This is a genomic window from Paenibacillus sp. BR1-192 (genome assembly GCF_029542445.1).
Lineage (GTDB): Bacteria > Bacillota > Bacilli > Paenibacillales > Paenibacillaceae > Paenibacillus_AQ > Paenibacillus_AQ lautus_A.
In genome coordinates, this window is the sequence record NZ_CP120718.1 from 3,909,611 (window position 1) to 3,920,559 (window position 10,949).

The 10,949-nt window shown below is 48.3% G+C and carries 11 protein-coding genes and 2 pseudogenes; 3 read left to right on the forward strand and 10 right to left on the reverse strand.

The genetic code is table 11. From position 1 onward, the window contains the following. Positions 1 to 67: 67 nt before the first annotated feature. From P0X86_RS17310 to P0X86_RS17335, 6 genes and pseudogenes are all read right to left on the reverse strand, one after another. A complete protein-coding gene (locus tag P0X86_RS17310; RefSeq protein ID WP_277746008.1) occupies positions 68 to 1,006 on the reverse strand; it encodes a VanZ family protein in 939 nt (312 codons plus the stop codon). 102 nt (positions 1,007 to 1,108) lie between these two features. Continuing rightward, positions 1,109 to 2,110, reverse strand: a complete 1,002-nt coding sequence (locus P0X86_RS17315) for a sensor histidine kinase (protein ID WP_213578792.1) — start codon at positions 2,108 to 2,110, stop codon at positions 1,109 to 1,111. Beyond that, positions 2,111 to 2,795, reverse strand: a pseudogene (locus P0X86_RS17320) (response regulator transcription factor). It lies immediately after the preceding gene. A 152-nt stretch (positions 2,796 to 2,947) separates the two neighbouring features. Further along, on the reverse strand, positions 2,948 to 3,667 hold the full coding sequence (locus tag P0X86_RS17325; RefSeq protein WP_481858144.1) for a YbfB/YjiJ family MFS transporter: 720 nt from the start codon (positions 3,665 to 3,667) through the stop codon (positions 2,948 to 2,950). Positions 3,668 to 3,761: 94 nt separating this feature from the next. After that, positions 3,762 to 4,199, reverse strand: a pseudogene (locus tag P0X86_RS17330) (YbfB/YjiJ family MFS transporter); the annotation flags it as partial. 34 nt (positions 4,200 to 4,233) lie between these two features. Further along, positions 4,234 to 5,319 (reverse strand): polysaccharide deacetylase family protein, encoded by a 1,086-nt coding sequence (locus P0X86_RS17335; protein ID WP_277746010.1) that lies wholly within the window; start codon positions 5,317 to 5,319, stop codon positions 4,234 to 4,236. A gap of 129 nt (positions 5,320 to 5,448) precedes the next feature. Between P0X86_RS17335 and P0X86_RS17340 the strand changes: the two genes are divergently transcribed. Beyond that, a complete protein-coding gene (locus P0X86_RS17340; RefSeq protein ID WP_255250501.1) occupies positions 5,449 to 6,345 on the forward strand; it encodes a LysR family transcriptional regulator in 897 nt (298 codons plus the stop codon). A 210-nt stretch (positions 6,346 to 6,555) separates the two neighbouring features. Here P0X86_RS17340 and P0X86_RS17345 read toward each other — a convergent pair whose 3' ends face one another. Further along, positions 6,556 to 7,272 carry a glycerophosphodiester phosphodiesterase gene (locus tag P0X86_RS17345; RefSeq protein WP_277746011.1) on the reverse strand — a complete coding sequence of 239 codons (717 nt, stop codon included), beginning with the start codon at positions 7,270 to 7,272 and terminating at the stop codon, positions 6,556 to 6,558. Positions 7,273 to 7,659: 387 nt separating this feature from the next. Here P0X86_RS17345 and P0X86_RS17350 point away from each other — a divergent pair, with 387 nt between their 5' ends. Together P0X86_RS17350 and P0X86_RS17355 are read left to right on the forward strand one after the other, a co-directional pair. Then, the gene (locus P0X86_RS17350) at positions 7,660 to 8,142 is read left to right on the forward strand and encodes a MarR family transcriptional regulator (RefSeq protein WP_192571715.1); all 483 of its coding nucleotides are present in this window, start codon (positions 7,660 to 7,662) and stop codon (positions 8,140 to 8,142) included. 59 nt (positions 8,143 to 8,201) lie between these two features. Continuing rightward, entirely contained in the window at positions 8,202 to 9,233 is a 1,032-nt protein-coding gene (locus tag P0X86_RS17355) for a nitroreductase family protein (protein ID WP_277746012.1), read from the forward strand. Between the two features lie 102 nt (positions 9,234 to 9,335). Here the strand turns inward: P0X86_RS17355 and P0X86_RS17360 are convergent, their stop codons facing one another. The 3 genes from P0X86_RS17360 to P0X86_RS17370 form a co-directional block, all read right to left on the reverse strand. Beyond that, positions 9,336 to 9,761 carry a DoxX family protein gene (locus P0X86_RS17360; protein ID WP_036673976.1) on the reverse strand — a complete coding sequence of 142 codons (426 nt, stop codon included), beginning with the start codon at positions 9,759 to 9,761 and terminating at the stop codon, positions 9,336 to 9,338. Then, the gene (locus P0X86_RS17365; protein WP_096773934.1) at positions 9,754 to 10,242 is read right to left on the reverse strand and encodes a phage tail protein; all 489 of its coding nucleotides are present in this window, start codon (positions 10,240 to 10,242) and stop codon (positions 9,754 to 9,756) included. The genes P0X86_RS17360 and P0X86_RS17365 overlap by 8 nt, the downstream gene beginning before the upstream one ends. Before the next feature lie 75 nt (positions 10,243 to 10,317). Beyond that, positions 10,318 to 10,797, reverse strand: coding sequence for a GyrI-like domain-containing protein (locus tag P0X86_RS17370; RefSeq protein ID WP_096773935.1), 480 nt, complete (start codon positions 10,795 to 10,797; stop codon positions 10,318 to 10,320). Positions 10,798 to 10,949: the final 152 nt, after the last annotated feature.

A 10,949-nucleotide genomic window follows, 5' to 3' on the forward strand; every position in this document is an offset into this window, starting at 1 on the left:
GTGGGCGTTATTTCTTGAATCGACTTCGTACAAAACTCACTTCGGAAGCATGAGCGCTCCTTCATGCTCAATTCCAGCTATAGACCATCTCTTTATACCCAACATCCCACAGGGTTACATTTCCCTCAATGGTTATCGTAAGCTCATTGGCCTGAGGGAGAGAAATGGAGCTCATATCCGGCTCATGACGACCGGCTTCTACAGATACAGTCAGGAACTCATGTCCATCGGCGGTAATCCTAATGCTGCCCCGGGAATCCTCCTGATCGGGAATTCCATAATTCAAGAAGAGGTACACCTCCTTCTTATTGCCTAGCGTGTACCTGTACGTTTCCTTGTTTTTGCCTTCGATGCTGTACACATTATATTGGGGTTCCACTTCTTGACCGCCAATCTCAAAACTGGCCGTTTGGGGTCCTGTTGAAGGATTCCCCGTACGATCCCTTAAATCGTTTATCGCCACAAAGGGACCCATCTCTTTGGTGAACGCTTGGTCAACCATTCCGAAGATCCCCCACACCCCGAGCATCAAGACAATGCCGGAAAAACCCGCAGCAGCAATATTTCTCCAGTAGTTTTTTGTACGAAAGCCAAGTTTGTACGCCCCGAATCCGATGGCTGCGCCCGTTGAATTCTGTATGACGTCGTTCATGTCGAAGCTGCCGAGGAAAGTAAGCGCCTGAATCGTCTCCAGCATAAGAATGGACAGGACGAACAAAGTCATGAAGCGAACAAAGTTGGTTCGATATAACAACGGAATCAAAATGCCAAAAGGAATGAAAGCGGCGACGTTCCCGAAACCCACAAAATCCATCAACGTCGGATGTAGAAGGTCGGATAGACCTGGCAGCCTAAAAAAATCGTCCGGTAAAAAAATAAAGGTGTACCCCATGATTGGATCTGCCTTACCTACTCTGCCGAAAGCGAAAAACAAAAAATAAAGAATAAACAGGGTGTAAAATATCGTGATAGCAAAAATAATATTACGCTGTTGCTTCGATTGCATTGTCTTACCTCCATCGTTCTTCTGATGAAAATCATTTTATCTGTCTAAAATGACTTTTCAGTGACGATGGAGGTGACAATTCAGTCACTTAGAGGAGTGCTGCTAAATCACCTGCTTATAAAATTTAATCCGAAACTGCGTACCCTTCTCGCTGTCGCTCGTCACATCGATCACGCCGTTCTGGCTGGCAATGATGCTCTGGGCCATCGCAAGGCCTATGCCGATGCTCCCTTCGCTAGCATTCTTTCCTTTGTAGAAACGTTTGAAAATATACGGCAATTCTTCTTTCGGAATGCCTTTTCCGTTGTCGGCAATGACGATTTCCGTGTATAACGCGTTTTCGGAAAATGAGATGGCGATCGCACCGCCTTCAGGCGTATGCTCCACTCCGTTTTTCAAAATATTGATAACCGCTTCGGCAGTCCAATTGAAATCGCCGACAAAAGAGACATCGTCATCCCCCGCAATGGAAACCGTCTGTCCCTTAATATCCATCGGAATCATTACCGGCTCTAATGCCTTTTGGATAAGGTTTTTCATGGGTATTCGATCTTTTTTGAATGGGATGGTCTTCGCGTCCATTTTCGATAGCTTTAATAAAGAAGAAACAAGCCAGTCGATCCGTTCAAGCTGGATGCGAATATGGTGGGTGAACTCCGTTCTTTTGGCCGGAGGCAGGTCAGGGGCGCTTAGCAGATCCGCCATGACGGTCATGGAGGTGAGCGGCGTTTTGAGCTGATGCGAAATATCGGAGATGGCATCCGTCAATTGAAGTTTGTCCCGCTGCAATAGCGACCGGTGTTCCGACAGCATGCGCGTCACTTTGTAAATATCATTCTTTAGGATGCTAAGCTCGCCTTCTGTATTATCCCGTACGTCAAGGGTATCATTGCCGCTGCTAATCTCCCGCAAATAGACGGACAGCTTTTCAATTTCCCGGTATCTCCATTTCGTAAATAACAAGCTGCCGCCAATGAGCAAAATCGATAGAAAGAAAACGAGCACCGCGGCGGCAGGAGAGATCATAAGAGCTGCAACAATCGCCGCAAGGCTAATTGAACCCATAACGAACAATAACATCTTAATTTCTCGATTGCGCAGCATCTAATCACCAACCTTATATCCCAGTCCGCGCACGGTTTTGATCAATGTCGGATGTCCAGGATCATCTTCCAGCTTTTCCCGCAGTCTTTTGATATAAACGGTTAACGTATTGTCGTTCACGAAATCGCCGGCCACATCCCAAATTTGCTCTAATAGCTGATTTCTTGAGAGAACCTGCCCGATATGGTTGCCAAAGATGAGCAATAAGCGATATTCCAAAGCGGTCAACGCTATCTCGGCACCGTTCTTGAACACTTTCCCTTCCAGCGTATTGATGCGGATATCATCGATATCCATGATGCTGTTAACTTGGGACGGCTTTTGGTATCTCCGCAAGACGGACTTGATCCGCGAAAGAAGTTCGCGAACCCGAAAAAGGTTTGGTAATATAATCATCGGCTCCCATATCAAGCCCCATCACGACATTAACCTCATCATCGATCACGGTTAAGAAGATGACCGGAATGTCACGCCGCTCCTTCACCATCTTGCACAATTCATAGCCGCTTCCGTCCGGAAGCTGTAAATCGAACAGACATAAAGCGAACTGATCGATGTCTTCGCCGAGCACCTGTTTTGCAGATGCGACATCATGGCAAATAACGGTGGAATAGCGCTCTTGCTGCAGCGAATATTCCAGGCCGGACGCAATCGTTTTATCATCTTCCACTAACAAGAATTTCATATCCAAATAGATCATCCTAACGTTATGATTAAATTTATGACCCCATCTTCATTCTGATAGTTTACCAACGCATTAGGAAAAATAAAAGCCGTTGCCACAATGAAAACGGCAGCCGATCATTTGACCAGCTGCCTCAATATGATGCTTCAACATCAACTACGGATAGGCAAATCTCGAATCTCAAGCTTTCGTTGCTGTTGTCCATACAATACAGCCAACGCAGCGGCAATCGCCATAAAGATGGCGCTGGATGCCACGCCGAATGGCAAGCCGTATTGTTCGACGATCAAACCTCCTACGATGGGACCGATGATCTGTCCAGAGGCAAAAAAAGCAGTGGCTATGCTGAGGCTTGGCGCATACGCGTGGTGAGGGACATGACGACGAAGAAGCGCAGTTGTCATCAGCGGAGGGGTAATAAAGGAAACCAACCCAATCGTGGTGGCTCCAAGTACAGTAAAGAACATATTATCAGTGATTACCCCACACGCACCGATCGTACCTAAGGTTAATCCCGACGCCAGCGTATACCCGCTCGGCCATCGGTCAATGGCTTTGCCTCCGATCCATCCGTTAAACAAACCCGCGAATCCGATACCGGACCATATCAGCCCGGCATAGAGGGATGGAATGCCTTGGTTCACCAGATAGGGAATCAAATACGTGAAATAGATGATGTATCCCCAGCCGAAGAAGAAATAAGAAGCGATTAGGAACAAGAGCTTATTGGGGTTCAACAGGAGACGATACACATGATTGCTTTCTTGGTCCCATGGCTTCGATTCGGTCGGCGCGGGTCTTTTTACGACTCCCCTCTCTCTGGTAACAACGAACTCGAAGCCGAGCGCGGCAATTACACCGAATACGCCCATGATTACCCAAGCATATCGCCATCCCTTGCAGGTGTGAAGGATCAATGATAAAGGGGGCGAACAAACCCGTCACTAGAATGCCGGCAGAACCCCCCAGCCATATAAGACCCGATGCAACGCCTCGTTCCGCCGGTCGAACGGCATCCATGGCAATGGACAGAACTAACACGGTCGCGAAGGCAGATAACAATCCGATGGCGAACCGCCAAAGCCCAAGCTGGGTAAAATGGTCACTAAACGCCGAGCCGATCAAAGTTAATCCGAGCAATAAGCACGTCATCCGATTCATGATATGCTTGTGGTCTGGAAACCGCGAGATCAATGGGGAAAGACACAACGTCCCGATTAAATAACCGATAAAGTTGACGGTGCCGAGTATACCCAACTGTCCATAGCTCCCCCCGATGACCCTCTGGATCCCGGGCAAAAACATGCCGTAGGAGAGCCGGGAAAAACCGAGTATCACGACAAATAATAACGATGCCCATAGCGTAATCCAATTCCATGCCGATTTAGTACCCATATCCCCCATCTTCCCCCAAAATAATAAGACGAACCATGAACCGCTACCCTTCCTGCATTACAATCTCGGCTTCGATGCCCATCTGTTCGCACAGCTTGTGAATCCGGCGCATGTCCTGTGTGCTGGTGATCCATTCGCAGCCCAAGGCTGATGCCTCGTGAGCCGCCCATTGCAGGATATAGACTATAGCATCCGCATGGGCTTCCTTCGTAGCGAAGTCCTCCAGTATCAGCGTGCCGCCCCGGATCGAAGCACGCACGTATGCCCAGTGCTGTCCGGCAAAGCTGCGTGCGACAAAACGCGTTTCACCATCCGACGGAGAATGTATGGAGAGCGCTTGCAGCCATTTGCCGAAAGCTCCTGACCCCGTCGGAGCTTTCGGGTTCCCCCATTCAAGTGAATCGGCAGCCAGCTTCCGCAATTCATCCTCGTCAGCGACGCTCTTCCACTGCTCACTTTGGTAAGAGTTCGGGAGAGTCGGTTTGAAGCGGACTTGCCAGCTGTGTTCGCCTGCCCTGATGCCATTGGCACGAAGGAGATCGGATACGGTGATCATATCAAGACCCTTGGCATGAGCATGGTGTACAAGCGATTTTACGGCCTGCGGCGTTTCTTTGGCGATTTCATTGGCATGAAACATCAAAATCGTCCCATTATCCAGCTTAGGTATCACCCGTTCCACAAGCTGCGCGCTTGGCGGTCCCGACCAGTCGACGGTATCCTCCCCCTCGATGACCAGATAGTTCCACGCCCGAAGCCATTCCAAATTTTCTTCCCGATAAGAGGCGTAAGGAAACCGCATGAAAGTCGGAACCGGCCTTCCCGTTGCTTCTTGATAAGCAAGCTCAGCCCATTTCAACTCTTCCAAGAATACGGCTTTGGTCACATCTGCCATTCTGCGGTGATGGTAGGTATGCGTGGTAAGCTCATGGCCCCTGGCTATCATTTCTCTTGCTTTCGCCGGATACCGATCAAACCACTCGCCCGTTAAAAAAAACGTCCCGCACGCGCCTCCCTGCTCCAAAGCATCCAGCCATGCGTCAACAGGAACCCGCATCGGTCCGTCATCAAACGTAAAGGCACAGTGAGAAAGCGCCGGATTGCCGCGAGTAATGACCAAATTAGACATCGTAAATCCCCCTTCTGTAATATCTTTTCACCAGAATACCGGTGAACCTATTGTAAAATTCCAGCAATGTTTTGTAAAATTGAATAATATGAACAAATGATTCAGATATCTTAAACAAAGGTGATGGAAATGATGGATCTTCGAGCTTTAAAGACCTTTGAGGCTTGCGTGCGTCTTGGACATTTTTTGAAAGCCGCCGAGGAACTCCAATATGCTCCTTCTACGGTAACCCTTCAGATTCAGCGTCTCGAAGCTGATCTTGGCGTTTCTTTGTTCGTGCGCGACGGAAAACGCGTGATTGTGACCGAAGCCGGCCGATGGCTCTATCATGAGGCCTCGGCTTTACTGAAATCGATCGGAGCCATGAGGCAGACCGTCTCGGATATTGCAACGGGAGATAACGGCTCAGTGCGTTTTTCCTCTATCGAGCCTGTCGCAAGCCAGCAGCTAGCGGCCGTGATAGCCCGCTTTTGCAAGACTAGACCGAAAGTGCAGTTAACCATGGAAGTAGGCGGCAGCAGATCCATTGCGGAGAGGGTTCGGGCCGGCGAACTCGATTTTGGTGTTTGCTCGGCTCCACCCTCGAAGCTCATGCTGGAGTTTGAGCCGCTGTTTGAAGAAAGATTAGGCGTCATGTTAAACATGAGTCACCCGTTAGCCGATCGAGATAGCATCACGGCAAGCGACCTCGCGGGGCATACCATTCTAGTCAAAGAACCGACTTGTATCTATCGGGAGCTTTGGGAAACGGCGATTGATGAGGCTGGGGATAACCTGTTCTCTTGTATGGAGGTTGGTAGCTTCTTTGTGATTCAACAAATGGTAAAGGCCGAGCTCGGTATCGGGATTGTTCCGATATACAGCGGTCTGGAACAGGAGGGCTCCTTGGTTATACGACCTATAACCGATTTGAATCCTGTCATTACGATAGGCATCGCTTATAAAGACAAAAACGTCCTAGGCAAGGCAGCTTTATTGTTAATGGAGGCCATTCGGAGCATCCGCGAACCCAAGCCTGCTCTCTAAAATTCGACAGGACCTGTATGGAAAATGACGATGAGTTAACTCCCATGAAAAATTTCGGCGGTAAAGCCGTGCTGTTCATGCCCTTCTTGTTCAGGGCTGCAGCGTGCGCGGAAAGTTCGAAATCGTCCTCATTTACGTAAAATAAAAAAAGCCGCAACTGTGCGACTTTTAAGCATATATGTTGTTTCTGTCCACGGCCATACCCCAGGACTACCCGTTCTGGCCGGATACCTTCGCCCAGAGTTCCAGCTCGTTCGTGCAGATAAGCAAGGAAGGATATTGAGCTGCCAATTTCATGTCGCTTTCTTGATTAACTGTCCAGGAGATGAGCTGAATGCCTTCTTCTACACAGTGATGGATGAAAGGCTCCGTAATATGTCGATGTTCGATCGACATGTAGCCGCAATGGATCTCTTTGGCAAATGGAAAAAATGCCGGCGAAGCCCCAATGTTGATCAGGCCAAGGCCGATTGTATCGTCAAGCTGTCTTACTCTTTCGAGGGAATAGTGGTCGAAAGATGTGATGAAGACCTGCCCCTGCATTCCTTTTTTCTTGACCATATCGAGCACAAGCTGTTCCATCCCCGGGTATAGATCGCCCATCTGCTTCAATTCAATATCAATGATGATCCGGTCCTTTAATAAATCGAGCGCTTCTTCGAAGGTTGGAATGCGCTCCGTCCCGTCAATCGTCAGCTGCTTCAGTTCGGCCAGCGTCAAGTCCTTCACTCGCCCCGCTCCGTTGTCAGTCATACGGTCGACAGAAGTATCATGGATGACCACCGGAACGCCATCCTTGCTTAATTGAACATCTAACTCCAGGTGAGTGAAATTCAAATCGCAAGCTGCTTGAAAAGATATTAACGTATTTTCAGGGTATTTACTTGGATACCCCCGGTGCGCCATGCCTTTAATATGTTTTTTCATGCCATCCTCTCCTTTGCCCTTTGCTTCGGGGGAGCAAATCCAGCGCTTCCAGCACTTCGATCATACCGTCGCTCATCGCCATTTTCGCGGCCGCAAATGAAAAAGCCTCAGGCCAGCAGCAACGGCTGGATGTTGACAATCGCGGCTAACGGGCCCTTAACGATCTTATCACCTGTATATTACAGTGAGCGGCGCTATTGCACAATGCGTTTCTTCCAACTCTTGCATTCAGATCGTCAATAACACACTTCGCTTGTTCCCTGCGCTCAAAATACTCAGTAGCTGATTGTCGGACATCACATGCAAGAAGCATGCGCACTTGCTGAATCCGACAAACTGTGATATTTTAATTTCCAAGTAAACAATATGGAGTGTGAGACCGGAACTATGGATTACCCTGATCGCATCAAGTCAATCATTTATGAACAGCTGCTTCACTTCTCTCATTTGCATGAACAGCGAATGGAACTGGAACTTAAAGAAATCCAAGAGATGGTCCAGCTTCATCAACTGAAAGGCGTACCTGGAAATTTATCGACCATCCATGTCCTGGATTGCATCGGCCAACATGAACCGATCAATCATTCCGCGATTGCCGAAAAATTAAATTTGTCGAAGGCGAGCATTACCAAAATCAGCAAGAAACTGCTTGCGCTTGACCTTATTCATCGAACCCAGCTTAACGACAATCGCAAAGAAGTCTATTTTCGTCTAACGCCCCAAGGTAAGCAGCTGTTCGAATTGCATCGGACTATGCACGAAGCAGAGGAGCAGCGCTTTATGCGATTTTTGGACGATTACTCCGAAAGCGAGCTGCAGACGCTGTTGAAGTTTTTTCAAGGAATGGCCCGGTATATCAGCGAGAGATAAGTAAATTTTTTTATTATTTTTGTTTACCGGTAAACTATATTATATAAGGAGGAATCAAATTGAATATTCCCCAAACGATAAGAGAACGCAGAACCATCCGGAGATTCAACACAACGCCGGTACCTCCCGAACTGGTCGTATCCTTGTTGAACGATGCGGTCAACCTGTACGAAGACAAAGGTACGCCCCGCTGGCGCTGTCTTATCGCTGACACGCCGGAGTCCCGTCAAAGATTGGTGGAGAGCATGATGACCAAGATGAAGGAAAACCGATTCGTTAAGCTCATGCCCCCAAAAATGATTGATTTTTTCATTAAACGAGTAACGGAAATTCCCGCTCACCTGATTTTCATCGCGGAATCGGCCTCCGATCGGAGGCAGAGCGACGAAAACTTCGCTGCAGTTTGCAGTGTGATGCAAAATTTTCAGCTGCTTGGCTGGGAACGTGGATTGGGCGCGCTGTGGGACACGGACCCCATGTTTCAAAGCGAGTCATTTCTTGCGGAAATCGGTTTGCAGGAAGGTGAAAGGTTTGCCGGGATTTTGCACATTGGATATTTCGATAAAGCGCCGAGAGCCCGAAGAAGAACGCAGGCCGAGCAGAAATGGACCGCCGTCGGCGAAGGCCGAGAAGCGGATGGACTTCGGTCGGAACGCGGCCGAATTTCAGCGCAAAGCATTCTGGAAGTGCTGAATGACGCTGTCTGGGCCCCGAATGACGGACTAAGAGAACCGTGGCGCTTCATCTATGTGACGGGCAGCGAAGCGGCCGCAAAGCTCTCGAATTCGGAAGGATATACATCATCGGCTTTTCTCTTGATTATAGCAGAGCATGAAGAGGATCCCCACAAGCAGGAGGAGGATTATGCGGCGATTTGCTGTTTGATCCAGAACGTACAACTATTGGTAAAATCCAGGCCGTGGAACGCACGCCGATCGATACCGGAATGGATTTATGACCAGGATCAGTGCAAAGCGTTCGGCATTCAGCCGGAGGAGCGGGTTGTAGCGGTGCTGGAGCTCGGAGAAAACAATCGATCGTTGCAATCGGTATCGTCTCCTCCCCCGCTCCTTAACCTGACGCATCTATGATGATATAAGCGGGGTGGACCTCCCCAGATCGCTTGATGTGAAGTCCACCCCGTCGTATTTGTGCAATAACCCCGTTCAGATAGCCGTGATTTCGCCCTGTTCTTAAGATAAGCGGTTCTTCGGTGGCCGTAGCGCCCACGAGACGATATTAAGTGCCGCATAAGAAAGCGGTAGGATAAGATTAAACCCGTAATCCCCATAGTCGTTAGCAAATGCATGAGATAATGCCGCACCCGTCATTAAAAAGAAGATGCCGGCGTGAACCCATTCTTTAAGTCGAGGTAAACCTGGCACGAGGAGAGCGATGGCACCAAGCACTTTCCAAATTCCGAGAATGGTCAATACATATAGTGGATAGCCCAGATTCGTCACCAATTCAAGGTTTCCCCCAAATTGCATCAACTGTCCGATGCCGCTTAACATAATAGCTGCTGCAAGCAGTCCTGTGACTGACCAATAAGCAACCGTTTTCCCTAGAGGGCGGGTATTTATTTTCATGCTTGTTTCTACACCGATCACCTTATTCATTGGTTTCCACCTCTTCATAATAATCTCTCTTGATCACAAAAAACGAGCCTCGAATCGTTCCTGCAAGTTTCGACTTCTGCCTAGCGAACTTGAACTTCCCTTCTAACTCTTCGGGCACCTCCATCCCCTCCGAAAGCTTAAAACCAACGGCTCGCTTCTTAGGGTCATCCACGGTATACATTACGTTTAACCCGAGACCATTCTCGTAAAAAACATAGGCAAATTGAATGTTTTCCACTTGAAAACGTGACGTTTCCAATGGTTTGGCCGCAAACTCAAGATCACGCTCTTCTTTCAATATTCGGTTCACATAATCCAGGGTCTCCTGGCTCTCGCTAGCCGGTACAACCGTAAATGCATGCTTATACTTGTTCATAAAGTAACGGGCTTCATTCGCTCGTAAACCAGCAAGCGCTTCTGCTACGGGCGAAGACTCTAAACCAGTTGAAGATACATGTTTAAAATCAACGATATTGGACACGATCATCCCTCCTAATAGTTTTGCGAGCTTTTCTTCTACTATGGGCAAAGCTCGCTCGAAAGCATTCGCGGCTCTTTATTTCCGAACAACAGGAATCCACATTTCGCCTAATATTTGGCCGTTTCGCTGTCCCATATCCACCATGGCATTCGGCCCGCCGACATAAGCGAAATTCTTGGCTTCCGGCAATACTTGACCAAAGGCGATACCAGCAAGCAATTGACTCAACTCATCAGCCGACTGCCCCTCCCCTTTTACAACGAGGTAATCCCCTTTAGGAAATTGGATAACGCGGGTTGCTTCGGGCACCGATTCCTCTGTCATGACGCCGGCGTAGAACATCATCTTGTTGTTAACCGCTTCGTTTACGGCAAAAATGTAGTCATTTGCGGCGATGCCCTTTAATGTGTCCAACCTTCCGTCTTGCTTCACGGCTTCCCAAAAGTCGGCCTTCTCCTTGTTAATGCCCGCATAGTCGGTGTAGTCGCTCTGAAGCTCAGTTCCAATTCCTAAAACGATAAAGCTGTCTTTTTCCTCGAGGATGTAATTTGTCATTTTCAATCCCTTCCTTTTCTTTGAATATTCATTTCGTTCGATGGGTTAATCATAACTTTTAATCATGTCAAAAAATGATACTGTTTAGAGGGCTTATGAAAAAAGTTAAAACGGATGAATTCCATCACTTGGTTTCTTATCCTCAACTCGGG

Bases quoted from the DNA above. Each gene is read 5' to 3' on its own strand.
- P0X86_RS17325 (WP_481858144.1), bottom strand. From the start codon at position 3,667: ATGGGCGTATTCGGTGTAATTGCCGCGCTCGGCTTCGAGTTCGTTGTT.
- P0X86_RS17340 (WP_255250501.1), top strand. From the start codon at position 5,449: ATGATGGATCTTCGAGCTTTAAAGACCTTTGAGGCTTGCGTGCGTCTT.
- P0X86_RS17310 (WP_277746008.1), bottom strand. From the start codon at position 1,006: ATGCAATCGAAGCAACAGCGTAATATTATTTTTGCTATCACGATATTT.
- P0X86_RS17315 (WP_213578792.1), bottom strand. From the start codon at position 2,110: ATGCTGCGCAATCGAGAAATTAAGATGTTATTGTTCGTTATGGGTTCA.
- P0X86_RS17370 (WP_096773935.1), bottom strand. From the start codon at position 10,797: ATGACAAATTACATCCTCGAGGAAAAAGACAGCTTTATCGTTTTAGGA.
- P0X86_RS17360 (WP_036673976.1), bottom strand. From the start codon at position 9,761: ATGAATAAGGTGATCGGTGTAGAAACAAGCATGAAAATAAATACCCGC.
- P0X86_RS17350 (WP_192571715.1), top strand. From the start codon at position 7,660: ATGGATTACCCTGATCGCATCAAGTCAATCATTTATGAACAGCTGCTT.
- P0X86_RS17335 (WP_277746010.1), bottom strand. From the start codon at position 5,319: ATGTCTAATTTGGTCATTACTCGCGGCAATCCGGCGCTTTCTCACTGT.
- P0X86_RS17345 (WP_277746011.1), bottom strand. From the start codon at position 7,272: ATGAAAAAACATATTAAAGGCATGGCGCACCGGGGGTATCCAAGTAAA.